General features: G+C 68.9%; 25 protein-coding genes and 1 riboswitch. Of the genes, 16 read left to right on the top strand and 9 right to left on the bottom strand.

What is annotated here, in order from left to right:
* Window positions 1–4 precede the first annotated feature (4 nt).
* Entirely contained in the window at window positions 5–298 is a 294-nt protein-coding gene (locus ACFYTS_RS25000) for a hypothetical protein (RefSeq protein ID WP_357095160.1), read from the bottom strand.
* Window positions 299–403: 105 nt separating this feature from the next.
* Between ACFYTS_RS25000 and ACFYTS_RS24995 the strand changes: the two genes are divergently transcribed.
* The 6 genes from ACFYTS_RS24995 to ACFYTS_RS24970 all read left to right on the top strand — a co-directional run bounded on the left by ACFYTS_RS24995 (window position 404) and on the right by ACFYTS_RS24970 (window position 6,444).
* Complete coding sequence (locus ACFYTS_RS24995; protein WP_387307536.1) at window positions 404–1,558, top strand: 8-amino-7-oxononanoate synthase; 1,155 nt, start codon at window positions 404–406, stop codon at window positions 1,556–1,558.
* Complete coding sequence (gene bioD / locus ACFYTS_RS24990; protein ID WP_387307534.1) at window positions 1,555–2,244, top strand: dethiobiotin synthase; 690 nt, start codon at window positions 1,555–1,557, stop codon at window positions 2,242–2,244. Before ACFYTS_RS24995 ends, bioD begins: the two co-directional genes overlap by 4 nt.
* Before the next feature lie 322 nt (window positions 2,245–2,566).
* A complete protein-coding gene (locus tag ACFYTS_RS24985) occupies window positions 2,567–3,247 on the top strand; it encodes a response regulator transcription factor (RefSeq protein WP_387307532.1) in 681 nt (226 codons plus the stop codon).
* Window positions 3,244–4,698 (top strand): sensor histidine kinase, encoded by a 1,455-nt coding sequence (locus tag ACFYTS_RS24980; protein ID WP_387307530.1) that lies wholly within the window; start codon window positions 3,244–3,246, stop codon window positions 4,696–4,698. The genes ACFYTS_RS24985 and ACFYTS_RS24980 overlap by 4 nt, the downstream gene beginning before the upstream one ends.
* A gap of 31 nt (window positions 4,699–4,729) precedes the next feature.
* Window positions 4,730–5,197, top strand: a complete 468-nt coding sequence (locus tag ACFYTS_RS24975; RefSeq protein WP_357287296.1) for an SRPBCC family protein — start codon at window positions 4,730–4,732, stop codon at window positions 5,195–5,197.
* Window positions 5,198–5,292: 95 nt separating this feature from the next.
* Window positions 5,293–6,444 (top strand): alpha/beta fold hydrolase, encoded by a 1,152-nt coding sequence (locus ACFYTS_RS24970; protein WP_387307528.1) that lies wholly within the window; start codon window positions 5,293–5,295, stop codon window positions 6,442–6,444.
* Window positions 6,445–6,521: 77 nt separating this feature from the next.
* On the opposite strand, the gene ACFYTS_RS24965 is transcribed toward ACFYTS_RS24970, so the two are convergent.
* The 4 genes from ACFYTS_RS24965 to ACFYTS_RS24950 form a co-directional block, all read right to left on the bottom strand.
* The gene (locus ACFYTS_RS24965) at window positions 6,522–7,514 is read right to left on the bottom strand and encodes an ABC transporter substrate-binding protein (protein ID WP_387307774.1); all 993 of its coding nucleotides are present in this window, start codon (window positions 7,512–7,514) and stop codon (window positions 6,522–6,524) included.
* Between the two features lie 134 nt (window positions 7,515–7,648).
* A complete protein-coding gene (locus ACFYTS_RS24960) occupies window positions 7,649–8,458 on the bottom strand; it encodes an ABC transporter ATP-binding protein (RefSeq protein ID WP_387307526.1) in 810 nt (269 codons plus the stop codon).
* Between the two features lie 161 nt (window positions 8,459–8,619).
* The gene (locus ACFYTS_RS24955; RefSeq protein WP_387307524.1) at window positions 8,620–9,651 is read right to left on the bottom strand and encodes a FecCD family ABC transporter permease; all 1,032 of its coding nucleotides are present in this window, start codon (window positions 9,649–9,651) and stop codon (window positions 8,620–8,622) included.
* 33 nt (window positions 9,652–9,684) lie between these two features.
* Window positions 9,685–9,817: riboswitch (cobalamin riboswitch) on the bottom strand.
* Between the two features lie 83 nt (window positions 9,818–9,900).
* Window positions 9,901–10,485, bottom strand: a complete 585-nt coding sequence (locus tag ACFYTS_RS24950; RefSeq protein ID WP_357095181.1) for a TetR/AcrR family transcriptional regulator C-terminal domain-containing protein — start codon at window positions 10,483–10,485, stop codon at window positions 9,901–9,903.
* A gap of 110 nt (window positions 10,486–10,595) precedes the next feature.
* On the opposite strand from ACFYTS_RS24950, the gene bioB reads away from it, so the two are divergent.
* The 3 genes from bioB (at window position 10,596) to ACFYTS_RS24935 (ending at window position 12,700) form a co-directional block, all read left to right on the top strand.
* The gene (bioB, locus tag ACFYTS_RS24945; protein ID WP_357095183.1) at window positions 10,596–11,633 is read left to right on the top strand and encodes a biotin synthase BioB; all 1,038 of its coding nucleotides are present in this window, start codon (window positions 10,596–10,598) and stop codon (window positions 11,631–11,633) included.
* 141 nt (window positions 11,634–11,774) lie between these two features.
* The gene (locus tag ACFYTS_RS24940) at window positions 11,775–11,990 is read left to right on the top strand and encodes a hypothetical protein (RefSeq protein ID WP_213561023.1); all 216 of its coding nucleotides are present in this window, start codon (window positions 11,775–11,777) and stop codon (window positions 11,988–11,990) included.
* Window positions 11,990–12,700 carry a DUF2567 domain-containing protein gene (locus ACFYTS_RS24935; RefSeq protein ID WP_357287279.1) on the top strand — a complete coding sequence of 237 codons (711 nt, stop codon included), beginning with the start codon at window positions 11,990–11,992 and terminating at the stop codon, window positions 12,698–12,700. Before ACFYTS_RS24940 ends, ACFYTS_RS24935 begins: the two co-directional genes overlap by 1 nt.
* A 21-nt stretch (window positions 12,701–12,721) precedes the next feature.
* Here the strand turns inward: ACFYTS_RS24935 and hypF are convergent, their stop codons facing one another.
* Genes hypF through ACFYTS_RS24915 form a run of 4 tightly spaced genes read right to left on the bottom strand, consistent with a single transcriptional unit; the run spans window position 12,722 to window position 17,636 of the window.
* On the bottom strand, window positions 12,722–15,043 hold the full coding sequence (hypF, locus tag ACFYTS_RS24930) for a carbamoyltransferase HypF (RefSeq protein ID WP_387307521.1): 2,322 nt from the start codon (window positions 15,041–15,043) through the stop codon (window positions 12,722–12,724).
* Window positions 15,044–15,049: 6 nt separating this feature from the next.
* On the bottom strand, window positions 15,050–16,066 hold the full coding sequence (gene hypE, locus ACFYTS_RS24925) for a hydrogenase expression/formation protein HypE (RefSeq protein WP_387307519.1): 1,017 nt from the start codon (window positions 16,064–16,066) through the stop codon (window positions 15,050–15,052).
* Window positions 16,063–16,722 (bottom strand): cysteine hydrolase, encoded by a 660-nt coding sequence (locus ACFYTS_RS24920; RefSeq protein WP_387307517.1) that lies wholly within the window; start codon window positions 16,720–16,722, stop codon window positions 16,063–16,065. Before ACFYTS_RS24920 ends, hypE begins: the two co-directional genes overlap by 4 nt.
* Complete coding sequence (locus ACFYTS_RS24915; protein ID WP_357287267.1) at window positions 16,653–17,636, bottom strand: ParB/RepB/Spo0J family partition protein; 984 nt, start codon at window positions 17,634–17,636, stop codon at window positions 16,653–16,655. The genes ACFYTS_RS24920 and ACFYTS_RS24915 overlap by 70 nt, the downstream gene beginning before the upstream one ends.
* A 467-nt stretch (window positions 17,637–18,103) precedes the next feature.
* Between ACFYTS_RS24915 and ACFYTS_RS24910 the strand changes: the two genes are divergently transcribed.
* The 7 genes from ACFYTS_RS24910 to ACFYTS_RS24880 all read left to right on the top strand — a co-directional run.
* Entirely contained in the window at window positions 18,104–19,147 is a 1,044-nt protein-coding gene (locus ACFYTS_RS24910) for a hydroxymethylglutaryl-CoA reductase (RefSeq protein ID WP_357287264.1), read from the top strand.
* Between the two features lies 1 nt (window position 19,148).
* A complete protein-coding gene (locus ACFYTS_RS24905) occupies window positions 19,149–20,333 on the top strand; it encodes a hydroxymethylglutaryl-CoA synthase (RefSeq protein ID WP_387307515.1) in 1,185 nt (394 codons plus the stop codon).
* Window positions 20,334–20,335: 2 nt separating this feature from the next.
* Entirely contained in the window at window positions 20,336–21,262 is a 927-nt protein-coding gene (gene mvk / locus ACFYTS_RS24900) for a mevalonate kinase (RefSeq protein ID WP_387307513.1), read from the top strand.
* The gene (gene mvaD, locus ACFYTS_RS24895) at window positions 21,259–22,260 is read left to right on the top strand and encodes a diphosphomevalonate decarboxylase (protein ID WP_357287257.1); all 1,002 of its coding nucleotides are present in this window, start codon (window positions 21,259–21,261) and stop codon (window positions 22,258–22,260) included. The genes mvk and mvaD overlap by 4 nt, the downstream gene beginning before the upstream one ends.
* Window positions 22,257–23,369, top strand: a complete 1,113-nt coding sequence (locus tag ACFYTS_RS24890) for a phosphomevalonate kinase (RefSeq protein WP_387307511.1) — start codon at window positions 22,257–22,259, stop codon at window positions 23,367–23,369. Before mvaD ends, ACFYTS_RS24890 begins: the two co-directional genes overlap by 4 nt.
* Window positions 23,366–24,454 (top strand): type 2 isopentenyl-diphosphate Delta-isomerase, encoded by a 1,089-nt coding sequence (fni, locus tag ACFYTS_RS24885; RefSeq protein ID WP_387307509.1) that lies wholly within the window; start codon window positions 23,366–23,368, stop codon window positions 24,452–24,454. The genes ACFYTS_RS24890 and fni overlap by 4 nt, the downstream gene beginning before the upstream one ends.
* Before the next feature lie 99 nt (window positions 24,455–24,553).
* A partial coding sequence (locus ACFYTS_RS24880; protein WP_387307507.1) for a (Fe-S)-binding protein occupies window positions 24,554–26,136 on the top strand: 1,583 nt, incomplete at its 3' end.

The raw sequence follows: 26,136 nt of genomic DNA, 5'->3' as shown, positions 1-26,136 counted from the left end.
ATTCCTAGCGGTTGGCCCGTTTCTCGCGTGCTTTGTCTGCATTGTCGCTGTCTGACAGGACTTCCCAGACCTTGAACACGCAGTGATAGTCATCGGACCAGCCACGTGCGATCAGCATGAAGGTGTCGCCGTCGCGCAGAATCGTGCGGCGGCTGATCAACTTCGGATGATCGGGAATGAATTTCGAGACGAGGTCAGGGACCTTCGCGAGAGCTTGTTCGCGGGTTCCCACCACCTCGGTGAGGATCTTCGGACTCCAGGTCTTGGAGTCACCGAAGCCGGTCGTCTGCTCGACCACTATTGCCCATCGTGGCATCGCGCAGCCTCCTTACGATCCTCCAGCATAGCGCCGTCCACCGACACCCATGGCCTCCTGAACGGCGTTCAAGTATGCTTCCGAGCTGTGACTGCCGATCCCTTGAGCTGGCTCGACACCCGCGCCGCCGAACGCGTGGACGCGGGGCTGCGCCGTGAACTGCGACCCCGCACCTCCGACGCGGCGAGCATCGACCTGGCCTCCAACGACTACCTCGGGCTCGTCCGCCACCCCGAGGTCGTCGAGGGCTCGGTCGCCTCGGTGCGGTACTGGGGCACCGGCTCCACCGGTTCGCGACTGGTCACCGGGACCACCGTCGAACACGAGCAGCTCGAGCGCGAACTCGCCGAATTCGTGGGCGCGGAAGCCGGATTGGTGTTCGCCTCCGGCTACGCCGCCAACCTCGGCGTGGTCACCGCGCTGGCCGGACGTGGGGCGCTGGTGGTTTCGGACGAGGGCAGTCACGCCTCCCTGGTGGACGCCTGCCGGTTGTCGCGGGCGCGGGTGGAGATCGCGGCGCACAAGGATCCCGCAGCCGTGGATCGGCTGCTGTCGCGGCGCACCGAGGAACGCGCGCTGGTGCTCACCGATTCGGTGTTCAGTGCCGACGGCGACCTGGCGCCGCTGACCGAACTGCATCGCGTCACCCGGGCCAACGGCGCGGTCCTGATCGTGGACGAGGCGCACGGACTGGGTGTGCGCGGCGACGGCGGCCGCGGTCTGGTGCACGAGTGCGGGCTGGCCGGGGAACCGGACCTGATCATCACCGCGACCCTCTCCAAAGCCTTTGCCGCACAAGGCGGCGTGGTGCTGGCGAGCGAGCGAGTGCGCGCGCATCTGATCGACGCGGCCCGCACCTTCATCTTCGACACCGGCCTGGCTCCGGCCGCCGTCGGCGCGGCCCGCGCGGCGCTGGGGCTGCTGCGCCGCGAGCCCGAGATGGCCCAGCGGGTCCTCGACCGCGCCGCCGACCTGGCCCGCATCGCCGGTGTCGGGCACCCGGAGTCGGCGGTCGTCTCCGTCGTACTCGGCGAGGCGCAGATCGCCTACGACGCCGCCCAGGCCTGCCGGGCGCGCGGCCTCAGCGTCGGCTGCTTCCGCCCGCCGTCGGTGCCCGAGGGCACCTCGCGCCTGCGCCTGACCGCGCGCGCCGATCTCACCGCGGCCGAATTGGCCACCATCGCCACCGTTCTCGGCGAGGTACTGGCCGAAGCCCGTGGGCGGGAGGCCGTTTCGGTATGACCGCGACACTGCTGTTCGTCACCGGCACCTCGACCGATGTCGGCAAGACCATCGTGACCGCCGCGCTGGCGGCGACCGCCCGCGCCGCCGGGACCGAGGTCGCGGTGGTCAAGCCCGCGCAGACCGGCATGGCCCCCGGCGAACCCGGCGACCTGGCCGACATCACCCGGCTCAGCGGCGTGACCCGCACCCTCGAATTCGCGCGCTACCCCGACCCGCTGGCCCCCGACACCGCCGCGCGCCGCTGCGGTCAGCCGCTGCTCACCCTGGCCGAGACGGTCGCCGGGATCGAGTCCTGCGCCGACGCCGACCTGATCCTGGTCGAGGGCGCCGGCGGGCTGTTGGTGCGTATGGGCGAGTTCACCCTGCTGGACCTGGCCCAGAAGATGAGCGCCCCCGTCCTGCTGGTGGCCGCCGCCGGGCTGGGCACCCTCAACCACAGCGAGCTGACCACCCGCACGCTGGCCGCGGCGGGCGTCGACTGCGCGGGCCTGGTCATCGGATCCTGGCCCGCCGCACCCGATCTCGCCGCCGAATGCAATCGCACCGATCTGCCCGCCGTCACGGGCGTCGACCTGGTCGGTTCGCTGCCCGCCGGAAGCGGGGCCTGGGACCGACGCGAGTTCACCGCGGCCGCGCCCGGCTGGTTCGACGCGGACTGGACCGATCGGTATCTGCGCCCCTGACCGGTAGCCGCGGCCCACGAATTCCTCACAGACATCCTGCGACAGTGGCGGCATGAGGAGAGCCGATGGTGGCGAGCATGCCACCACGCACCGCCTGCGGGCCGATGGCCGGGCGGCCGGGATCGGGGCCCTCGCGAAGGTCGCGGGGATGTCCGGGGGACAAGGCCGCGGGGCGTCCGGTAGGGGTCGGTCGCTGACCGGGGCGCACCGCCGCAGGCGTGGACGGCGGCCTTGGGTGGTGGTTGGCCGGCCCGCATGTGGCGAGCAGGTGCTGCCCCGTACTTCCGTTGCCGAGGCTGTCGGTCATGGCCGGATGACCGGTATGGATGCTGTAATTACGCAGGTGCGGGTACTCGTGGTCGAGGACGACGGCAACCTGGGCGACGAGGTCGCCGGGGGCCTGCGGGCGGCGGGATTCGCGGTGGATCTGGCCCGCGACTACGCCGACGCCGACCTGAAGATCGAGGTCAACAGCTACGACTGCCTGGTCATCGACCGGGGACTGCCCGACGGGGACGGGCTAGACCTGGTGCGCGCGCAACGCGAGGCCGGGCGGCGCACCCCGGTCGTCATGCTCACCGCCCGCGACGCGCTCGCCGACCGGCTCGACGGGTTCGCCCACGGCGCGGACGACTACGTCGTGAAGCCTTTCGCCATGGACGAGCTCGCCGCCCGCGTGGGCGCGCTGTGCCGCCGCCGCGAACTGCCCGCGTCGACCCGCACCGTCGTCGGCACCCTGATCGTGGATCGCCCGCGCCGCCGCGTCCACCGCGCGGGCACGCTGCTCACCTTGACGCCCAAGGAATTCGGTGTGCTCGAACTGCTCGCCGCCCGCGCCGGATCGGTGGTCACCCGCACCGAACTCATCGAATGCTGCTGGGACGAAATGGCCGAGCCGGCCTCCAACGTCGTCGATGTCGTGATCGCCCAGCTGCGCCGCAAACTCGGCGCACCACCGCTCATCGAAACCGTGCGCGGCGCCGGTTTCACGATCGCGCCGTGACCATCCGGCGGCGACTCGCGTCCTGGCGTGAGCGGCGCATGATCGCCGAATTCGCCGCGCTCCACCAGGATTCCGGTCCAGGGGGCGCGACGCCGCCGAGCGCGCGCGGGCGGATGGGGCACGGCCCGGGGACGGCGGAAAGCTCCGGGCGGTCGCTGGGGCTGCTCGGGCGGTTTCGGCGCGGGCCGGGAACACCGACCTCGCCGGGCCGGTTGCGGCGGACCCGCTGGCTGCTGACCGGGCTGTTCACCGCATTGACCGCGCTGTGCCTGGTCGTACTCGCGTCGATCGCGGCCTCCATCGACGCGCACTCCCGCGAACACGACCTCGACGCCGGGGTCGATCGGGTCGTGACCGGTGTGGTGCGGGAGGTGTACTGGAACGAGGACGGCAGCGTCGATCTGGAGACGGTGCGCGGGGACGAGGATCTGGTAGGGGGCGTCAATGCCGTCACGATCCTGGTCCGGCAGCCCGACGACAGCTGGCGGGAACTGTTCGTGCACAAGCGATCCGGGTTGCCCGGGGAGCTGACCGGATTGGCGCGGCGGGCCGCCGACGCCGAGGCGACGCAGTGGCACACCACCACCGATCGCGACGGACAGCCGGTGCGGCTGGCGGTGGCTCCAGCCTGGGACACCGACGCCACCGTCGGGGCCATCGTCGTCGCGGGCGGTGATCCGGAGCCCGGCTCCCGCGATCACCGCAGGCTGGTGGTGGCGTTGTGGAGCGGCGGACTCGCCCTGGTGGCGCTCGCGGCGCTGGCCGGGCACCTGCTGTCGGGGGTGAGCATGCGCCCGGCGGTGCGGATGCTCGACGAGCAGGAACGGTTCCTGTCGGAGGCGTCGCACGAATTGCGCACGCCCCTCGCAACCCTGCGTCTCTATCTCGACGCCGCGCTGCGGGATCCGGCCGACGCCCGCCGCGCCGTCACCGACGCGCGCTCGCTCACCGATCGCATGGGCCGCATGGTCGCCGGGCTGCTGGCCCGCACCCGCGCGGAAACCGGTGCGGGCGAAATGGATCGGCAGCGGCTGTTCCTGGATCAGCTGGTGGAGGGCGTGGTCGCCGACTGCGGCGGCGAGATCGAGCTGAGCACCGAACCCACCGCGGTGTGGGCGGACCCGGAGTTGCTGGCTCTGGCCGTGCGCAATCTCGTCGACAACGCGCTGGTGCACGGCGGCCCGCCGGTGCGGGTCCGGGTCGCTGCGGGGCAGGTGACCGTGCGCGATCACGGGCGCGGGCTGGATCCGGCGCTCACCGACCCGTTCCGGCGCGGCGCGGTCGGCGCGGGCGGGCGGCACGGCATCGGACTGTCACTGGTGCAGTGGGTGGCCGCGGTCCATTCCGGTTCGGTGACACTGGTTCCCGCGCCCGGCGGCGGCACCCTGGCCGCCCTCACCCTGCCGGTCGCGCCGGACGACGCGGGCACCGATGCGCCGGGGCTGTCGTGATCTTGGTCACATCGGGCGTAGGGTGGCGCCCGTGCCTTCCACTCGAGTCGAGAAGTTCGTCGGTGCTCCGCGTCCCAGCGTTTTCCGCGCCCTCCTGGACGCGCATTCGGTGCGGACCTGGATGGTGCCCGACGGAATGACCAGCCGCGTCCACGAATTCGATGCCCGCGTCGGCGGGCGGTTCCGCATCTCGCTGACCTACGACCTGCCCACCGAGGCCGGCAAGACGAGCCCGCACACCGACACCTTCCACGGGGTCTTCGCCCGCGTCGTCCCCGACCGCGAGGTGGTGCAGACCATCGAGTTCGAGACCGACAACCCGGAACTGACCGGCGAGATGACGGTCACCTACACCCTCGACGACGCGCCCGGCGGCACCCGCGTCACCGCCCGGCACGACAATCTGCCGCCGGGGCTGTCCCCGGAGGACAACGAGGTCGGCTTCCGCACGGCGCTGCACAATCTCGCCGCCCTCGCCGAACGCGCCGAGGGACACTGATCCACGCCGCGGCACGCGCAGGTGAAGCCTGCGGTTCAGCAGATGACACCCAGCACAAGCCTGGATGACGAGCCGGAAATTCGTACAGTGGATTGATGGCCCTGCCGGGGTTCCCGCATCCGTCCGGCGCCGCCGACTACGACGATCGGCGACGGCGCGCCCGGCTGCGATCCACCCGGCTCGGCGCGCGCTGGGGACGCTTCCGCCGGGCCCGGCTGCTGGCCCTGCGGCTGGGCCTGGTTCCGCTGGTCGCGCTGGGCGCGTTCGTCGAGTACATCGGCCTGGACGTGCTGCCCGAACAGGATCGGCTGGCCCGCACCGAACCGTCGGTGCTGCCCATCGCCGCGCCCGCGGAACTACAGGCCACCGACACCGCCGTCTTCGATCTGGTCGGGCTGGGCGTGCTCGACGCCGGGGACACCGCGCGGGCGCTGCCGTCACTGTCGAGGCTGGGATCGGTGTGGGCGGTCCGCTACGACAACACCGGTATCGACACCAAGGTGATCGCGGATCTCATCGTGAAGGTCACCGACGCCGCCAAGGTGCCGAACGTGGTGCTGGCCGGTCACAGCATGGGCGGGGTCATCGCGCTCGAGATCGCCAAGCACCTGCACGAGGACAGCGGAGGCGCCCGGGTGCGGGCGGTGATCCTGGACTGCACGCCGGTGGATCTGAACGCGGTGCGGCCCGAGAGCCGCGACCAGGGCGAGGAGATGCTGCGCTGGATGGGCTGGGTGCCCGGGGCGCGGGAGAGACGGATGCTGCGGCTGGTCGTGGAAGTGTATGCGCGCCATGACCGTTTCGTCGGCGGGCGCTACGTGATCCGCGGCGGCGAGTTCCGGCGCGCGGTCGACGACGTGCTGCGGTCCAAGATCCTCAATACCGACGCCGCCAGCAACGGGCTGATCGAGGCGCAGTTCAAGGCCATCGTGGCGGGCGGTGCGGTCGACGACCTGCGGGCGCTGGCCAAACCCGCGGCGGGCAAACCTCGCCCGGCCATCGTGTTCATCCGGCCGCACGACCCGTACGACGATCCGGTGGTGGACGTCGAGTACTCGCACCAGGTGCTCATCGACCGGGTCGGCGGGGTGCGCGGGACCTTGCTGGTGGTGACCACTCGAACCACCGGGCACGCCAACCCGATCGAGCGGCCACAGGAATACAACACCGTCATCGAACAGCAGGTGGTGCCGTTCATGCGGCAGTTGTGGCGGGACCAGTCCGGAGCCGCCGCGGTCGGCCACTGAACGGGGGTCCGGGCCGGTGGCTCGGCGCGGACCGCTCAGCGCTCGGTGTGGCCCGCTCGGCGCTCGGTGCGGCCCGCCTAGCGCACCGCGTCGTCGGCGGCCGGACGAATCCCCGAAGCGGGCACCAGGTTCCAGCGTTCCAGCTGCGCCCGCACCTGCTCGGCGGCGTCGATGTTCAACGGCCCGCTGGTCCACAGCGCGTACGGCAGGTTCAGGAACCGGCCCTGTGTGACCGCCCGCAGATTCTGGATGCCCGGCTTGCCGCGCAGCAGATCCACCTTCTGCTGGAAGGTCTGCGGCGGATAGTCGACGAACACGATGGCGTCCGGGTCGGCCGCCGCCAGCCGCTCCCACGACACCGCCGTCCAGGTGTCGGCCACATCCGCGAGAGCGTTGCGCGCGCCCGCCGCCTCCAGGATCGCCTGCGGCGCACCGTATTGCCCGCTGGAGAAGACGGTGTCGGAGGCGCTGTCGAACAGGAACACCGTCGGCCGCCGCTCCGGCTGCGGCGCGGCCAGCAGCGACGACAGTCGGCGATCCAGATCCCCGGTGACCCGCGCCGCCTGGTCCGCGCGCCCGGTGATCGCGCCCAGCGCGGTCAGATCCGTGCGCAGCGCGGTCCAGGCGTCCACCACGCCCCGCTCGCCACCGGGCCGGCGGCAGCTCTCGGTGAGCACGTACGGCGCGACCCCGGCCGCCCGCAACGATTCCGGCGTCAGATTCGCCGACTCCGAGTACCCGTAGTTCCAGCCCGCCACCATCATGTCCGGTCGCTGCGCGAGCACCGTCTCCCGCGAGGGATAGTCCGGCGCAACCGAATTCAGCCGGTCCACTCCGTCCCCGTAATGCTTGCGCAGCGTGTCGGCGTCCCGCTTCAGGCTCGACACCGCGACCGTCTGCTCCGCCGCCCCCAGCGCCAGAACCATCGAGATCAGATTCCCGTCATTGACGAACATCCGCTGCGCGGGCGACGGAAACTTCTGGTCCACGCCGCAATTGCGCACTGTCAGATTGCCGGTCGCGGCCTGCGGTGACCCGCACGCGCCGAGCACCCCGGTGACTGCCGCCACCGCGAGCGCTCGCCGGGCGCCGCGGGCGACGGCGGCCGCGGAGGTCCCGCGCCGGCCGCCGCCCGCCCCGTCGTGACGAACCCGTCCCGCCGCGCGTGCCGCGTCGGTCCGGATGGTGCGTGCCGGGATCTTGTTCACGAGTTCGCCTTTCGTCCGGTGATCACGAGGTGCGTGCCGCCCGAGTCCGGGTCGGGCACCCGGCGCGCCAGGACGCCGAACACCTCGGCGAGTACTTCGGGGCGCAGCGCCGCGCCGGGAGGTTCCAGGGGGCGCGCCCGGCCCGCGTCCAGCACCAGCACCCGATCGCAGAACCGGTCCGCGAGGGTGAGATCGTGCAGGCTCATCACCACGGTCCGCGCCAATTCCCTGGTCAGCGCCAGCAATTCGAGCTGATGGGTGATGTCCAGATGATTGGTCGGCTCGTCCAGCAGCAGCACCGGCGTGTCCTGGGCCAGCGCCCGCGCCAGCAGCACCCGCTGCCGTTCCCCGCCCGACAACCGCCGCACCGCGCGGCCCTCGAACCCGGCCAGATCCACCTGGCGCAATGCCCGTTCGACGGCTGCCCGTTCGCCTGGGCCGCCCGCCCCCCACGGCGGCAGATACGGCGTCCGGCCCAGTGCCACCAGCTCACCGACCAGCAGATCGGTGGGCGGCGCTTCGTCCTGCCCGACCAGACCCACCAGCCGCGCCCGCTCCCGCGCCGAAACCTGGTGCACCGGACGGCCATTCACCGTGACCTCGCCCGCGGCGGGCGTGATCAAACCCGCCAGCGTTCGCAACAGGGTGGTCTTTCCCGCACCGTTCGGTCCGACGATTCCCACCGTTTCGCCCGGTGACACCGTGAAGTCGACGTCCGTGACAACCGTGCGGCGCCCCGCCCCGCAGGCCAGCGCTGCCACCTGGAGCGCGCCGGGGCTCTCCGCGGCCCTGTGGTGTCGCCGCATCGCGCTGTTCCGCCACCCGCGCCGGCGCCGTCGTGGCGCCAGGCCATTCGGGGCCGGGAGGTCGCGGCTGCTCGGCCCGCTCGTCGTGAGCGCGTCGCGGTGGTCCGCTGCGGCGATGGCCTCGGAGGTCTCCGGAGCGGCGTCGTGCGGGTGGCCGGGCCTCATGCGGTGCCGAATCGGTAGGTGCGGCGGCCCATGAGGAGCAGGAAGGCGGGGGCTCCGATGAGTCCGGTGAGGACGCCGACCGGGATCTCGGTGGGGCGGACCAGGACTCGGGTGGCGGCGTCGGCGACGACCAGGAAGGTGGCGCCGCACAGGGCGCTCGCGGGCAGCAGGACGCGGTGGCGCGGCCCGACCAGCAGGCGGGCGGCGTGCGGGACCACCAGGCCGACGAAGCCGATGCCGCCGGAGACCGCCACCAGGACTCCGACCAGGACCGCGAGCAGGACGAAGAGGGCGATCCGCAACTCGCGCACCGGAACTCCGATGGACGCGGCCGTGTCCGGGCCCAGGTTCAGCGCGTCGAGCCAGTTGGCGGCGAGCAGCAGGGCCGTCAGGCAGGCCGCGACCACGCAGCCGGGCAACAGGATTCGGGTCCAGTCCGCGCCGGAGAGACTGCCCAGCAGCCAGAACAGCACCGACTGGGCGGCGGACGGGTCACTGCTGCGGAAGATCAGATAGCTGCTGAAGGCGGCGAAGGCCGAGCCCAGCACCGTGCCGGTGAGCACGAGCCGCAGTGGCGTGAGGCCGCCTTGGGCCAGGGCGATGAGAAAGACCGCGGCCGCGGCGGCGAAGGCCCCGGCGAGCGCGCCCGCCGAGAGCGCCCAGAGTCCGGCTCCGGCGAACACCCCGGAGGTGATGACCGCCGCCGCGCCGACGCCCGCGCCGGAGGAGACGCCCAGCAGGTAGGGGTCGGCGAGGGGGTTGCGGACCAGGGTCTGCATGGCCGCCCCGGCGACCGCCAGGCCCGCGCCGACGATGGCGGCGAGAACGGTTCGCGGCACCCGCAATTGCCACACGATGGTGTCGAGCCCCAGATCGGCGTGCGCGGTGCCGGTCAGCCGGTCGCGCAGGACCGCGAGCACCTCGCGCACCGGGATCGTCTCCGCGCCGAAGCCCGTCGCGACGATCATGGCCACGACCAGCAGCGCCCCCATGACGGGCAGGGCAAGCGAGGTCCGCGCGCGGCTCATCGCGGTAGCTCCTCGGGCATGACGCGGCCTCTCCAGAGTGTTGCGCGGCGGGGGAGGTCTGACTCGCACCGGGATCCGGTGCTCACAGTGGCGCGACCGCTCCGGATTCCCACCGGATTCCCGCACCCGCCTATCGACGAGGGGAACCCTACCGTCCGGAATCTTCGCAGGTTCCGACTGGTCGGTAGATCCCGATGTCCGGCCCCGATCAGCCCGTGCCGGAGCTCGATTCGCGGTCGTTCGCGCGGATCAGCGGATTCGCGAACCGAGCAGATGTCGCACACCGCTCACGAACAGCTGCAACCCGAAGTCGAATCGCGCGGTGGCGTCGGGCATGTCGTACAGCGGCGAGTTCTCCTCGGTGAGCGCGCCCGCGGAATCCATCTGGATGCGCGACTGCTCGTCCACCGTCTGCCCGAGCACGTAGTACAGCAGCGTGTAGGCGGCCAGTTCGGCCTCCTCGCGCGTCATGCCCGCGCGAATCGCGGCGCTGGCCAGTCGTTCCCGGCCCTTGCTGGTGGTGAGGCGGGACGCGTAGGTGGCCGAGACCAGTTCGGCCCCGTCGCGGTAGGCGAGCAGGCTCTCGCGCAGCCGGTGCGCGAGTTCGGTCATCTGCTTGGACCATTCCTCGGCCCGGACCGGTTCGTCCATGGGCGCGAGAATGCGGTCGGCGACCGCGCCGAGCAGCGCCTGTTTGTTGGGGAAGTGCCAGTACAGCGCACCGGGTTGGACGTGCAGCGAGGTGGCCAGGCGGCGCATGGTGAGATCCGCCAGCCCGTACTGGTCGAGGATGGCGATGGCCCCGTCGACCACGTCCGTGCGATGGAGTTGCACTGAAGATTCCGACCCTCTCGTGTTCCGGCTCACGTTCCGGGCTGCTAGCCTACCCTGAACACCGTTCAAGTTGCTCGGCCACGCGGCCGGACGAAGGGATTCCCGCGGACATGACCCAGGTAGCCGTCACCACCGAAGCCGGTACCAACGCAGGCGATGACATCCTCGCCATCGCTCGCGAGCAGGTGCTCGAGCGCGGCGTCGGCCTGACCCAGGAGCAGACCCTCGCGGTCCTGCGGCTCGGCGACGAGCGGCTCGAGGAGCTGCTCGGCCTGGCGCACGACGTCCGCATGAAGTGGTGCGGCCCCGAGGTCGAGGTCGAGGGCATCATCTCGCTCAAGACCGGTGGTTGCCCCGAGGACTGCCACTTCTGTTCGCAGTCCGGCCTTTTCCAGTCGCCCGTGCGCGCCGCCTGGCTCGACATCCCCTCGCTGGTGGAGGCGGCCAAGCAGACCGCCAAGACCGGCGCCACCGAGTTCTGCATCGTGGCCGCGGTGCGCGGTCCGGACGAGCGCCTGATGGCGCAGGTCGCCGCCGGCGTCGAGGCCATCCGCAACGAGGTCGACATCCAGGTCGCCTGCTCGCTGGGCATGCTGAACCAGGAGCAGGTGGACCAGCTGGCCGCCATGGGCGTGCACCGCTACAACCACAACCTGGAGACCGCGCGCTCGCACTTCCCGAACGTGGTCACCACCCACACCTACGACGAGCGCTGGGAGACCCTGCGCATGGTGCGCGAGGCCGGTATGGAGGTCTGCTGCGGCGGCATCCTCGGCATGGGCGAATCCCTGGAGCAGCGTGCGGAATTCGCGGCCGACCTGGCCTCGCTGGAGCCCGACGAGGTGCCGCTGAACTTCCTCAACCCGCGCCCGGGCACCCCCTTCGGTGACCTCGAGGTGCTCCCGGCCGCCGACGCGCTGCGCGCCGTCGCCGCCTTCCGCCTCGCCATGCCGCGCACCATCCTGCGTTTCGCCGGCGGCCGCGAGATCACCCTCGGCGACCTGGGCGCCAAGCAGGGCATCCTGGGCGGCATCAACGCCGTCATCGTCGGCAACTACCTGACCACCCTGGGTCGCCCGGCCGAGTCCGACATCGATCTGCTCGGCGAGCTGAAGATGCCGATCAAGGCGCTCAACGAAACCCTCTGAGCGAAAACCACTGAGATAAAAAAGGGGGTTCGGGGCATAGGCCCCGAACCCGTCTCGTACGGTAGGGGTACGGGGGCCGACTGTCCCCTGGACCTGATCTACCCGCCGAGTTCGATACGCGAAGGATCCATCGAGGTGGTCGTGGACATCGAGGAGCGCTACAACCCTTTCACGGGCAAGCGAGTCGTGCCGGGGCTGGACGATCCGGTACCCCCCGCTGCGGCCCTGGGCCTGGAGCCGCCGCGCTTCTGTGAACAATGCGGTCGCCGCATGATCGTGCAGGTCAGCCCCGACGGCTGGTGGGCCAAGTGCTCGCGCCACGGGGTGCTCGACTCCACGAGCCTGGAACACCGCTAGTGGCAGCCACATTCGCCGCCGAGCCGGGCGGACTACGCGTCGAGGTATTGATGCGGGAAGTGCGTGCGGCGGCGGCGGTGTGTGCCGCGCTCGCCGCGGTGAGCGCCCTGGCCGGGGTGGCCTGGGCGTATCTCGCTCCGGCGGAACAACTGCTGGTGGTCGAACCCGACCGCGGCACCGCCCTGACCGGTGAGAGCCTGCACCGGTTCGACGCGCTCGCCATCTACGTGCTGATCGGCATCGTGCTCGGCGTGCTCGGCACGGTCGCGGCCTGGCGCTGGCGGCGGGTGCGGGGCCCGGTCCTGTTGACCGGCATCATCCTCGGTTCCGCGGTCGGCGCGTTCCTCACCAAGGTGGTCGGCGAGGCGGTGGCCGAACAGCGTCACGTCCGCCCGACCCACCCGCCCATTCACACCATCGTGGAATTCGCTCCCTCCGTGGAGGGTTGGGCAGCCCTCATCGCCCAGCCGCTCGCCGCCGCCGTCGTGATCCTCCTGCTGGCCGCCTTGAGCACCTCCGACGATCTGGGCACCGGCGAATATCTACCCTTCGGCGGCCCGCGTCCCGAGCCGGCCGTCATCGCCCCGCCCCCATACGGTTCCGCCATCCTCTACGGCCCGTACCCCGGCAATTCCGCTGCGCCCCAGCCCCTCGCGCCCCGCGGCCCGGTCGTCCCCTTCGAAGCCCCCGAACCCGACGCCCCCCGCTGACCACGTACTGCGGTGCCTGAATTACCCCGGGCGGCCGTTTCCGGTGGTGTGCTGGTAGTCGGCGACCAGCAGTTGGCCCAGGGCCAGACCGCCGTCGTTCGGGGGGACCTGGCGGTGGGTGTGGACCTCGAAGTCGTCGAGGGTGAGCGTTGTCAGGCAGTTGATCTGGAGGAATTCGTTGAGGAAGACGCCGCCGGAGAGCACTACCCGGCGGATGCCGGTTCGGCGGGAGATGTCGTGGCACCGGCGGCGGACCATGGTGACGACACTCGAGTGGAATCGGCGGCTGATCTCGGGGAGGGGTAGGTCGGCGGCGAGGTCTTCGGCGATGGCGCGGATGACATGTCTGAAGTCGACTTCGGTTGCGGTGTAGTCGAATTCGTATCCATCGGCCATGTCGAGGTTACGCTCGAGCAGGCCCTCCAACTCGATCGGGCCCTGGGCTTCGTACTCGGCGTATGCGCAGATATCCAGCAGGGCGGCCACTCCGTCGAAGAGTCGGCCCATGCTCGACACTTCGGGGGAGTTGATGCCTCGCGCCCACATTGTCGAATACACCTGCCGACGCTCCTGCTCGAGCCCGCCGAGCGCCGGGAAGGCCTTGACGGCGGTATCGATATCGCCGAACGTGTCCAAGGCGACCGATACCGCGGTCCGGATCGGTTCGTGGACCGCGCGGTCGCCGCCGATCAGTGCCAGACGCCGCAGATGGGTTGCCCGCTCGACCTTGTCGAAACCGCCCACCAGGAATTCCCCGCCCCAGATGGCGCCGTCGGTGCCGTAGCCGGCCCCGTCGAACACCACACCGATGGCCTGCCCGGTGAGCCGATTCTCCGCCATACACGCGGCCATATGGGCATGATGGTGCTGGACGAACACGGGATCGCCCGGCTCACCGATGCCTTCGTGGGAACTGCTGGTGCGGAACTGCGGGTGCATGTCGTAAACGCCTGCGGCGGGCCGCAGATCGTAGAGCGATGCCAGGTGCGCCGCCGTCTTGCGGTGCGAGGCAAAGGTTTCGTCGTTCTTCAGGTCGCCGATGTGCTGGCTGAGGAAGACCCGGGAACCGGCGGACAGGGCCACCGTCGTCTTGAGTTCGGCGCCGTAGGCGACCAGTGGCGTCAGCGGCCGCCCGACCTCCACCGGGTACGGCGCGTAACCGCGCGCCCTGCGCAGGAACGTCAGCAGGGGGCCGTCCAACTCGGGATGCGCGGACAACCGGACCACGGAATCGTCGACCCTGATCTCGATTTCACGGTCGTGGTAGAGGATCACATCGGCGATCTCGAAGAGCTGTCCGAGGGCGTCCTGGTTGCGATACGCGATCGGATAGCCGGAGAGGTTCCCGCTCGTCATGACCACCGTGTCCAGGCCTGATTCGTCCAGGAGCAGGTGATGATGCGGCGCCGAGGGCAGCATCAGACCCAGATTCGGGTTCCTCGGGGCGACGTTCTCGGGCACCGCGCCGGAACGCTTGCGCGCGAGCAGAATCGGCCGTGCGGGCGAGCTCAGCACCGCTTCCTCGGCCGCGGACAACTCCACGATCCGATGAGCGGTGGCCAGATCCCGGACCATGACGGCGAAGGGTTTCGAATCCCTGCGCTTACGCTCGCGCAGCAAGGCCACCGACTCGGCGTTGCGCGCATCCACGGCGAGGTGGAAACCGCCGACGCTCTTGATCGCCGCGACCCGTCCCGCCGTCAATTCCCTTGCGCATCCGCGCAATGCATCCTCGCCCTCGATGACCGTCCCATGCCGGTCGGCGAGGAACAGGCGAGGTCCGCACTCCGCGCAGGCATTGGGCTGAGCGTGGAAGCGCCGGCTCATGGGATCCCGATACTCGCGGTCGCATCGCTCGCACATGACGAAGGAGTGCATCGTGGTCTGCGACCGGTCGTAGGGCAGTGCGCGAATGATCGAATACCGGGGACCGCAGTTCGTGCAGTTGATGAACGGGTAGCGATAGCGGTGGTCGGCCGGATCGCGCAGCTCGGCCAGGCAGTCGGCGCACACGTGCGTATCGGCCGGTACCAGAGCCGCTTTCGCCCCGGTGTGCTCGCTGTGCACGATGTCGAAGCCGGTGGCCTCCGACCGTCCGGCCGACCTGCCGAGGGTGACCACGCTGTCGACCCTCGCCAGTTCCGGAGCCTTGCTCGCCAATTCCTCGCTGAACACCCGCAGCACGGACTCGAATCCGCTCGCCTCTATGAGCACGCCCTCGGGATCATTGCGAACCCATCCGGCCAGTTGCCGTTCGCGGGCGAGCTTGTAGACGAACGGGCGATAGCCCACGCCCTGAACGACACCGGTGACCCTGATCTGCCAGGTTGCTTGTTCGGTCATGACGACTCAGCACAACCGGGGCAGCTCTGCGCCGAGCAGCGGTTGGAGCGCCGATTCGCGACCCGCGGCATCCCGCAGCAGCACCGAAGCGCCCTCTCGCGCAGTCACTTCACCGATCGCCACGGCGTGCCGTCCGTACTCGTGCCCGTGCAGTGCGGCCAGGACCGCATCGGTCGTCGCGGGATCGATGAAGATCGCCACGCAACCCTCGTTGGCGCAGTGCAGCGGATTGATCCCCAGCATGTCCGCCGCCATCGCGGTCTCGTGCTGGATGGGCAGGGCCGGAGCCTCGACCACGATGGCCTTGTCCAGCTTGCCCGCGTACTCGTGCAGCACCGCGGAGAGTCCGCCCCGGGTGACATCGCGCATCGAGTGAATCGACCCGGCGGGCACGGTGGCGAACAATCGGTCGATCATGGTGTTGAGCGGCGCGCAGTCGCTGAGGACCCGGCTTTCGAAGCCCAGACCTTCCCGAATCGACAGCAGATGGACGGTGTGATTACCGATCGGGCCGGACAGGATGACCGCGTCCCCGGGGCGCACGGAGTCCATCCGCAGGGGCTCGCGAGCGAAGAAGCCGACCCCGCTGGTGTTGAGGTACAGCTGATCCGCTTCCCCGGCGCGCACCACCTTGGTATCGCCGCACACGATCTGCACGCCGGCTTCGCGCGCGGTCTCCCGAATGGAGGTCAGCACGCGGAACAGGCGATCGAACGGCAGTCCCGTCTCGAGGATCAATCCGAGCGTGAGATAGCGCGCGGTGGCCCCCGAGACCGCGAGATCGTTGACGGTCCCGCAGACCGCGATCTTCCCGATATCGCCATTGCCGAAGAACGGCGGATCGACCACGAAACTGTCCGTGGTCATCGCGATCCGGCTGCCCTCGACGGGGAGGACGGCGCTGTCCTCCATCTCGCCGATGTAGACGTCGCCCAACGTTTCCGCGATGAATGCCACGAGTTCGCCCGACAAGGTCGCACCCGTGCCGTGGTCGAGTTGAATCTGCTGGGTCGCGAGAGTCACGGTGTCTTGGTTTCCTTCCGGGGCAGTCCGCCGTTCTCATCCAGCGTCCGAATGATCTCCTCGGAATCGGCAACGGTGGCGCAGTACCCCTCGAGCCATTCGAGCGCCCGCAGCCGGTCGGCTTCGACGGCGGAGAAAACGCAGTCGCTCGGCACCCCGACGATGTATCCGCGAAAGAACGCGTCGGCCGCCGTCGTCTGAATACAGATCTGGGTTTGCAGGCCGATGAGAATCAGGGTCTCGACCCCGATCGCCTGGAGTCGCTCGTGCAGATCGGTCTCGTAGAAACCGCTGTCCTTGCTCCGCTCCTGAATGATGTCGTCGGAGTCGAGGAACTCGCGAATCACATCGGCGCCCTCCGTGCCTCGAAGCGCGGGGATGCGCCCGTCGTACCGCTCGGCGAGGGGATCGTCGGGCTCGTTGAGAAGCTGCAGGTGGAAGACGGGGTAACCGCGTTTCCGCATGGCGGACAAGAATCCCGTCACATGGGGAGTCGCCGCGGCTATGGCAGCCTGACGCTCCGGATTCTTTCCGACGATGTCGTACTGCATGCCGCTCGTGAGAATGGCGATCTTTGACATTTCGATTACTCCAGTGATTCGTTGTTCTGCGCTGCGTCCGAGCGACCTTGCAGATCCCGTGCGATATTCGACCAATTGACCGCGCATTGGTACGCGAATTCGATGATGTGGTCCCGTGTATGGGGGAGAATGGCGTCGGCGATCTGCTCGAGATCGCTGCTCTTCACCGCGCGCTGATGCATCCACCGCAGGAGGTCGCGGCCGCTGGCACTCATACGTAGTGCGGGGTCCCTTGACAACACGCCCAGCAGGGCGCCGAGATCGGCGGGCCTCTCGGGATTGAGCGGGGAGTTGAGCCGATCGAGAGTGTCCGAGAGTTTGCTCTCCGGCTCGGATGGTGCAGTGAGACTACGGTTGTCATTCGTGTGGAGGAGGGGGTCCTCCCCGCGTTTGAGTCGGGTGCGCACATCTCGAACGGTCGAGGGGGACAACCCGACCTCTTGGGCGATGCTGCGCAGGGAGGCGTCGGGCCGGGCCATGATCAGCTCGGCGGCGGTCCGCCGCGCCGACTTGGTGTCGACCGGTCGCAGGCGGCCGTCGCTGCCCAGGCGATGGCTGGACCGTGAATCGTCGTGGATGCGGCCCCGGATCGATGCGACGGTCTTCGCCGACAGTCCCGCGGTGGTCGCGATCGAACGATCCGACCAATGCGGATGCGTCCGCATGATCCGTTCCGCGGCGGTCCGCCGATCGGTGAGTGACAGTGGCAGGCCGTGGGTTGTGTTCTCGCGGACCCCGACTATGAATGCGAGTTCCTCGGAACCGTCCACCAGATATGCATCAATATGTGTGAATCCCTTCAGTCGCGCGGCGGAGGTGCGGTGAAATCCGTCGATAACCCGCATTGTGGGCCGATGAACGAGAATTGGCGGCAACGGCCATTCGGCCTCGACCAACCGTTCGATGTGGGAATGATCCTCACCCTCGGATCTGGGGGATCCTGCGGTGACCAGCGATACAATCTCTAGGGATGTCTTGACGCGATTCACGTTCTAGAAATGCTCCAAATGCGTTGTGCCCCTGGGCCTGATCGAAAATTACCGCAGGTGCATCATTCCGGCAAGGGTGCTCGGGATTGCGAACACAGCCGTTGTGATCGTCCCCCCGCCCTCTACCATGCCAGGCGGTGCCGATTCGCGCCCGGCGGCGCCCGTCCCGGGGCTGTGCAACTGTGTGAAAGCCGCAGTTGCACACCGTGATTCGATGCATTGCCGCAGGTGACCGCCCGGCACGGGGTGAGCGTTCACGCAATTGTGACGGCTCACACCCACGGCGTCTCTCCCGGTGAGATCGGCAACTCGCGTTCGGCCCTTGTCGTGACGATCGACATGTGCGGTAATACCGTGGCCGACTTCGGTTGCGGTACATGTAAATCGCAATCACAGAGATTTGCTCGTCGGCTGACAGCTCACCCGATCGTCTTGTTCGGGACCTTCTATTTTCGACAGTGGGTGAAATGGACGCGGCAATCGTCCCGCTCCGATGGGTGGGGCCGGTCAAGATCACCGGTAATGTGGTGGACGAGCCGGTCGAAATCCCGTTGGCCACATACGAATCGCCACTGTGGCCATCGGTGGCGCGCGGCGCCAAGATCACCAGGCGCTGCGCGCGCGGCATCGTGGCCACGCTCGTCGACGAGCGGATGACCCGGTCGGTGCTGCTCGAGGCCGACGACGCCGGCACCGCGCTGGCGGCGGCGCGCAGTCTCGCGGACTCGATGGGTGAGCTGCGCCGGATCGTGTCCGAATGCAGCCGCTACGCCGAACTGCTGGAGGTCCGCCACCAGATCGCCGGCAATCTGCTGTTCCTGCGATTCGAGTTCTCCACCGGCGACGCGTCCGGCCACAATATGGCGACCCTGGCCGCCGATGCCCTCCTCGCGTACGTCGTGCGAATGTTCCCGGGCCTGCGCTACGAATCCGTGTCGGGGAACTTCTGCACCGACAAGAAGGCGTCCGCGGTCAACGGCATCCTGGGCCGCGGGAAGAACGTGGTGACCGAGTTGCTGATCCCTCGTGCCGTGGTGGAGAACGATCTGCATACGACCGCGCGGCGGGTGGCGGCGCTCAATGTCCGGAAGAACCTGATCGGAACGAACCTGGCGGGCGGAATCCGTTCCGCGAACGCGCATTACGCGAACATGTTGCTGGCCGTCTACCTGGCCACCGGCCAGGACGCGGCGAATATCGTCGAAGGCTCGCAGGGCATCACGCACGCCGAGAACCGTGACGGTGATCTCTATTTCTCGTGCACGCTGCCGAACCTCATCGTCGGAACCGTCGGCAACGGAAAGGGTCTCGATTTCGCCGCCGCGAATCTGGCCAGGCTGGGATGCCGTGACGACCGTCCGACGGGGGAGAACTCCCGGCGTCTCGCCGTGGTGACCGCGGCGGCGGTCCTGTGCGGCGAACTGTCGCTGATGGCGGCCCAGACGAACTCGGGGGAATTGATGCGGACACATCTGAATTTCGAACGCTCACCATCGGATGGAGGGAATTGACGTGGCGTTGACCGTCGGAATTCACGATATCGCCTTGGCGACCGGGCATTACGCGCTGGGCCTCGAGGACCTGGCGGAGCAACACGGCGTCGATCCCGGCAAGTACACCGTCGGCCTGGGGCAGACCACGCAGACCGTACCGGCGACGGACGAGGACATCGTCACCATGGCCGCCGCGGCGGCGAAGCAGATCATCGCCGAGCACGACGCGGGGGACATTCGCACCGTCCTGCTCGCCACCGAAACCGGGATCGACCAGTCCAAAGCGGCCGCGGTCTACGTGCAGGATCTGCTGGGATTGTCGTCCTCGACCCGGGCGGTGGAATTGAAGCAGGCGTGTTACGGCGGCACCTCGGCGCTGCAGTTCGCGGCCGGGCTCGTACATCGCGACCCCGAGCACCGGGTATTGGTGCTCGCCAGCGATATCGCGAAATACGATGTCGATTCCGCGGGCGAGGCCACGCAGGGTGCGGCCGCCGTCGCCATGCTGGTGTCGGCGGATCCGGCCGTCGCCGTCCTGGAACCCACCTCGGGCCTGTACACCGCCAATGTGCAGGATTTCTGGCGGCCGAATTACCGTTCGACACCGATGGTCGACGGCAAGCTGTCGGTCTCGTTGTATCTCGAAGCGGCGGAACAGGCGTGGAAGGACTACGAGGCCCGTGGCGGTCGTGCGATCGAGGATTTCGCGGCCTTCTGCTATCACCAGCCCTTCACGAAAATGGCCTACAAGGCCCACGCGCGGCTGCTCGAGATCCACGGTATCGACGCCCATATGGCTCGGCTGGACGCGGATCTCGCACACACCACCAGCTACAACCGCCTGATCGGCAACAGCTATACGGCCTCGCTGTATGTGGCCCTGTTGTCGTTGCTCGACCACGCCGAGGATTTGAGTGGCCGCTCGGTCGGGATGCTGAGTTACGGATCGGGATGTGTCGCGGAGTTCTTCGGATTGTCTATGGTGCCGGGATACCGGCAGCGGCTGCGGACCTCGTCCAATCAGGACGCCATCGCGCGACGGGAGTCGATCTCCTACGAAAGGTATCGTGCGATAAGGGATTTCGAATTGCCCGAAGACGGTTCGTCGACGGTGCTGGAGGTGGACGGCGCGGGAGGGTTCCGTTTGCGAGCCGTCACCGAGCATTCGCGAATGTACGAGGCATGTCACCCGATTCAGGCATGAGGATGGATGCGAAACCCTCGGATTGCGGCACGCTCGGCAAGGGCCGGGCGGCCGCCAAACTGATTCTGCTCGGTGAACACGTGGTGCTGTACGGCCGTCCGGCGATCTCGCTGCCGGTGCCGCAGATCGGGGTCAGGGCCACGGCCTATCGCTCCAGGGGAACGGCCGCGCGGCTGGGCGACACGGCGGTGTCGCGGCAGGCGATGGCGGCGGTCTGCGCGCATCTCGGGGTTCCGGAGGACGGACTGGCCGTCGCCGTGGACAGCGATATCCCCAGCGAGCGCGGATTGGGTTCCAGCGCGGCCGTCGCCGCGGCCGTCATCGCGGCGGTGGCCGATCTGTGGGATCGGAAGCTCTCCGGCGAAACCCTTTTCGCGCTGATTCAGGAGTCGGAGACGTTGGCGCACGGAAACGCCAGCGGTGTCGACGCGCGCACGGTGATCGGCGCGGGCGGGCCGCTGTGGTTCCAGGACGGGGTGGCGAGGTCACTTCCGGTGGCGGACAGCGCCGATCGCGCGGTCCTGGTGGTGGCCGATACCGGGATAGCCGGGAGTACTCGGCAGGCGGTGGCGACCGTGCGCGGGCGACTCCGCGAGCTCGGCGCGGTGGGTGCGGAGTTGCTCGAGCAGGCCGGGAACCTCACCCTCGGTGCTGCCGAGGATCTGCGACTCGGGCGCTTGGCCGAGCTGGGCCGTGCCATGACCGCGACACAACGGATTCTGGTGCGGTTGGGCGTCAGCTGTCCGGCCGTGGACGACCTGGTGGCCGCCGCACCGGCCGGGGGCGCGCTGGGCGCGAAACTCTCGGGCGGCGGACTCGGCGGCTGCGTCATCGCACTGACCACCGATGCTCCGGCTACCCGCGCGGCACTGCTCGCCGCGGGCGCGCATCGGTGTTTCGAGGTTCCGCTGAGACCGGTGCGCGCATGAATTCTGTGGCAGCGGTCGCGCATCCGAACATCGCCTTGATCAAGTACTGGGGCAAGCGAGACGAGGTCCTGCACCTGCCCATGACCACCAGCGTGTCGCTGACCCTGCGGGAATTCCCCACCACGACCACGGTCACGGTGGGGCCGGACCTCGCCGCCGACCGGGTGACATTCGCCGGAGCGCCGGCGCCCGAGGCGTTCGCGCAGCGGGTCTCGCGGTTTCTGGATCTGGTGCGTGAGCTGTCGCGCGACCGTCGGCATACCGCGGTGGATACCGTGAACACGGTGCCGACCGGAGCCGGGTTGGCCTCCTCCGCGGCGGGTTTCGCCGCACTGGCGCTGGCCGCCGCGACCGCCTACGGGCTGGATCCCGATCCTTGCGCGCTGTCCCGGCTCGCGCGGCGCGGGTCCGGCAGTGCGTCGCGATCGATCTTCGGCGGCTTCGCGGTGTGGTGGCGCGGTGCGGGTGACGGCGAGTCCGGTGATCTGAGCAGTTTCGCCGAGCCGATCGACGCGCCGCTGCTGAACCCGGCGCTGGTGGTCGCGCTGGTCGACACCCGCGAAAAGGCGGTTCCCAGCAGGGAAGCCATGCGGCGGACCGTCGCCACCTCGCCGTTCTACCCGCCGTGGGTGGAGGAATCCGCCCGGGACCTGGATCGCATGCGGAGGGCGCTGAGCGAGGGCGACCTGGCGACCGTCGGGGAAATCGCCGAGGCGAACGCCCTCGGGATGCATGCGACCATGCTGGGCGCTCGGCCGGCCGTGCGGTATTTCGCCCCCGGCACATTCCGGGTGCTGGACCGGGTGCTGGAGTTGCGTGCCGCGGGGATCGGCGCGTGGGCCACGATGGACGCGGGTCCGAACGTGAAGGTGCTGTGCGATTCCCGCGACAGTGCCGCCGTGGCGGCCGCCGTCGCCGAGGTGGCCGGGGGAGCGGAGCGGGTCGTGGTCACCACCGCCGGGCCGGGCGCCGCCCTCTCCGGCAGCGGACATCGATGATCACGGTCGCCGTTCCCGGCAAGCTGTACATCGCGGGCGAATACGCGGTCCTGGAGCCGGGCAGCGCGGCGGTGCTGACCGCCGTCGATCGCTATGTGCGTGTGCGCCTGACTCCGACGCGGTCGATCGGCCCGGCGGTCCGGACGATCACCACCGATCATGCCCGGGGACGTTCCATCGAATTCGTCCACCGGGGAGCGGGTTTCGAGCCTGTCTCGGCGGCGGAAGCCGATGCGGCTGGGCTGTCCCATGTACTGGCAGCCTTGGCCATGGTCGATCGCTACGCCGCCGGGTCGGGGCAGGGGCCGGTCGCCTTCGCCCTGGAAATCGATTCCCAGCTGGACGATGCCGAGACCGGACGCAAATATGGGCTGGGCTCCTCCGGGGCGGTGACCGTCGCGGCCGTGCGGGCCGCCGCCCGGGCCTACGGGTTGCCGTTGGATGCCAGCACCGAACTGAAACTGGCTCTGCTGTCAGTCTTTTCGATAGATCCGCACTGCTCCGGAGGCGATGTCGCAGCCTCGGCGCGGGGCGGCTGGGTGTACTACCGGACCCCGGATCGCGCGGCACTGATCAGCGCACTGGCGCGGCGCGACCTCGACCTCGGGGCGCTGCTGCGGCAACCGTGGAAACACCTGGCAGCACGGTCATTGCCGTCGCCCCGGGAACTGTCGCTGCAGGTGGGCTGGGTCGGACGACCGGCGAGTTCGAGCGCCCTGGTCGCGGCGATGAAACAAGCCGCCCGACAGCATGGTTCGGTGTATCGGCAGTTCGTCGCCGCCAGCGATCGGTGTGTCGAACAACTCGCGACGGCGTGCCGAGCGGGAGACGATCGCGCGATCGAACTCGCGCTGAGCGCGGCGGGACGATTGCTCCGCGATCTGGCCGCCGCCTCCGGCGTGGCCATCGAAAGCCGCGAACTGTCTCGATTGCGGTGTCTGGCCGAGGAACTCGGCGCGGTGGCGAAGAGCTCCGGTGCGGGCGGCGGCGACTGCGGGATCGCCCTGATCGATCCCGCCCGAGCGCCGGCCCTGCGGCAACGGTGGCGAGCCGGCGGAATCGAACCGCTGAATCTCCGGGTACCCGAGAGGAAAGAGAGCATCAGATGAGCTATGCCACCCGCAAGGACGATCATGTCCGCCTGGCCGTCGCGCAGCATCGGGAGTCGTTGGCCGGGCAGCGCCCCTCCCCGTTCGAGGATGTCGCCTTCGTTCACCACGCCGTGCGGGGCACCGCGGAGCAGGCCGTCTCGCTGGCCACCGAGGTGGGCGGCGCGACGTGGCCGGTGCCGCTGTACATCAACGCCATGACTGGCGGCAGCGCCCGTACCGGCGAGGTGAATCGCGGGCTGGCGATCGCCGCGCGGGAGACCGGCCTGGCGATCGCGTCGGGCTCGATGAGCGCGTATCTGGCGGACAGCTCGGTGGCCGGGACCTATCGCGTGCTGCGCGAGCAGAATCCGGACGGCTACGTCATCGCCAATGTCAATGCCAATGCCACACCGGAGATGGCGGCACGCGCCGTGGAGCTGTTGCGGGCCGACGCACTCCAGGTGCACGTCAACGCGATCCAGGAGATCGTGATGCCCGAGGGGGATCGGGACTTCTCGGCCTGGCCGCGCAATATCGCCCGCCTCACCGAATCACTCGGCGTTCCGGTGATCGTGAAGGAGGTCGGATTCGGGATCAGCGCCGATACGGTCACGCAACTGGCAGACCTCGGCGTGCGGATCGTTGACGTATCAGGCAACGGCGGAACGAATTTCGCGCTCATCGAGAACGCCAGGAGGCGTCGAGCCGACTTCGGCCTGCTCGCCGACTGGGGCCTGTCCACCCCGGCGTGCCTGGTCGATGGGGCCGAAGTGGCCGCGCTGCGCGGGGTCACAGTGCTCGCCTCCGGCGGGGTGCGAACTCCGCTCGACGTCGTCCGCGCCCTGGCGCTCGGCGCGCGGGCGGTGGGGGTCTCGGGACACTTCCTGTCGATCCTCGAGGCGGCGGGCATCGACGCGCTGATCGAAGCCATCGACGCGTGGATCGCTCAGATCCGGCAGCTCATGGTGGTGCTAGGCGCGGAAACCGTGCGCGCACTGGCGAATGCGGACGTGCTGTTGACCGGTGGGCTCGCCGAGCTTTGCAGACTGCGCGGTATCGACCCGGCCGCCTACGCGCGGCGCAGTCGGCCTACTCGCGAGTAGCGGTAATCGCGTGTTGTTACCCGCGAGTAACTTAGAGCGTGTTATGGTGCGTCGACCGACGAACGACATTGCGTCCCTTCGTAAGTGAAAGGCCACTGCATGAGCCCCCTGCAAATAACGCTGGGCATCATCTCCGTACTGATCGGTGTCCCAGCGTGGGCTGGGTTTGTCTTGGCGATACGCAAGATGGTGCGCACCATCCGGCTGGGGCAGCCGGCCCCCGACCGGTTCGGGCCGTTCCTGCCGCGATTCGCCACCATGGTCAAGGAATTCGCCGCGCACACGCGCATGGTGAAGTTCCGGACCGTCGGGTGGGCGCACTGGCTCGTCATGGTCGGCTTCCTGATCGGGTTCGTCACGGTCTTCCAGGCGCAGGGGCAGATCTTCAGCCCCACGTTCACGTGGCCGTGGGTCGGTGACACCCTCGCCTACCACCTCCTCGACGAGCTGCTCGGCCTCGGGACCATCGTCGGCGGGCTGACGCTGGTGATCATTCGGCAGTTGAACCACCCGCGCCGGCCCGAGCGGCTGTCCCGGTTCTCCGGCTCGAACTTCCTGGCGGCGTATTTCGTCGAGTTCATCGTGGTCGCCGAGGGCATCAGCATGGTCGGCGTCAAGGCGTTCGTCATCAGCTACACCGGGGAATCGCACGCCGCCAGCGACTTCGTCAGCATGAATATCGCCAGGATGCTGCCGTCGAGCGCCGGGGCGGTCTCGGTCTTCGCGTTCTGCAAGCTGATGGCGGCGCTGGTGTGGGTGGTCGTGGTCAGCCGCAATATCGACTGGGGTGTGGCGTGGCATCGGTTCGCGGCGTTCTTCAATATCTATTTCAAGCGTGAGGCCGACGGCGACGTCGCCCTCGGTGCGGCCAAGCCCATGATGTCCAAGGGCAAGCCGATCGAGATGGAGACCGCCGATCCGGACAACGACACCTTCGGTGTCGGCAAGTTCGAGGACTTCTCCTGGAAGGACATCCTCGACGTCACCACCTGTACCGAGTGTGGCCGCTGCCAGTCGCAGTGCCCGGCCTGGAACACGGGCAAGCCGCTCTCGCCGAAGCTGTTGATCATGTCGCTGCGCGACCACGGTTATGCCAAGGCCCCGTACCTGCTGGCCGGTGACAAGGCCAAGGTTTCCGAGGCGGCGCGTGCGGAGGCGGAGCGTCCGCTGGTCGGTGGTGAGGACGTCAACGGCATCATCGATCCCGAGGTGTTGTGGTCGTGCACCACGTGTGGCGCGTGTGTGGAGCAGTGCCCGGTGGATATCGAGCATGTCGACCACATCATCGATATGCGCCGCTACCAGGTGCTGATCGAGTCGGAGTTCCCCTCCGAGCTGGCGGGTCTGTTCAAGAACCTGGAGAACAAGGGCAACCCGTGGGGTCAGAACGCCAAGGACCGCCTGAACTGGATCTCCGAGGTCGACTTCGAGGTTCCGGTCTTCGGTAAGGACGCCGACAGCTTCGACGGTTACGAGTACCTGTTCTGGGTGGGTTGCGCGGGCGCGTATGAGGACCGCGCGAAGAAGACCACCAAGGCTGTCGCGGAGTTGCTGGCGACCGCGGGCACCAAGTTCATGGTGCTCGGCCAGGAGGAGACCTGCACCGGTGACTCGGCTCGCCGTGCGGGCAACGAGTTCCTGTTCCAGCAGCTGGCGATGCAGAACATCGAGTTGCTGAACTC

The sequence above is a fragment of the Nocardia sp. NPDC004151 genome (assembly GCF_042874235.1).
GTDB lineage: Bacteria > Actinomycetota > Actinomycetes > Mycobacteriales > Mycobacteriaceae > Nocardia.
Note: the sequence above shows the minus strand (reverse complement) of the source record. Positions and strands in the feature narration are given on the sequence as shown.

Bases quoted from the DNA above. Each gene is read 5' to 3' on its own strand.
- bioD (WP_387307534.1), top strand. From the start codon at position 1,555: ATGACCGCGACACTGCTGTTCGTCACCGGCACCTCGACCGATGTCGGC.
- ACFYTS_RS24985 (WP_387307532.1), top strand. From the start codon at position 2,567: ATGGATGCTGTAATTACGCAGGTGCGGGTACTCGTGGTCGAGGACGAC.
- ACFYTS_RS24970 (WP_387307528.1), top strand. From the start codon at position 5,293: ATGGCCCTGCCGGGGTTCCCGCATCCGTCCGGCGCCGCCGACTACGAC.
- ACFYTS_RS24960 (WP_387307526.1), bottom strand. From the start codon at position 8,458: ATGCGGCGACACCACAGGGCCGCGGAGAGCCCCGGCGCGCTCCAGGTG.
- ACFYTS_RS24955 (WP_387307524.1), bottom strand. From the start codon at position 9,651: ATGAGCCGCGCGCGGACCTCGCTTGCCCTGCCCGTCATGGGGGCGCTG.
- bioB (WP_357095183.1), top strand. From the start codon at position 10,596: ATGACCCAGGTAGCCGTCACCACCGAAGCCGGTACCAACGCAGGCGAT.
- hypF (WP_387307521.1), bottom strand. From the start codon at position 15,043: ATGACCGAACAAGCAACCTGGCAGATCAGGGTCACCGGTGTCGTTCAG.
- ACFYTS_RS24910 (WP_357287264.1), top strand. From the start codon at position 18,104: ATGGACGCGGCAATCGTCCCGCTCCGATGGGTGGGGCCGGTCAAGATC.
- mvk (WP_387307513.1), top strand. From the start codon at position 20,336: ATGGATGCGAAACCCTCGGATTGCGGCACGCTCGGCAAGGGCCGGGCG.
- mvaD (WP_357287257.1), top strand. From the start codon at position 21,259: ATGAATTCTGTGGCAGCGGTCGCGCATCCGAACATCGCCTTGATCAAG.
- ACFYTS_RS24890 (WP_387307511.1), top strand. From the start codon at position 22,257: ATGATCACGGTCGCCGTTCCCGGCAAGCTGTACATCGCGGGCGAATAC.
- fni (WP_387307509.1), top strand. From the start codon at position 23,366: ATGAGCTATGCCACCCGCAAGGACGATCATGTCCGCCTGGCCGTCGCG.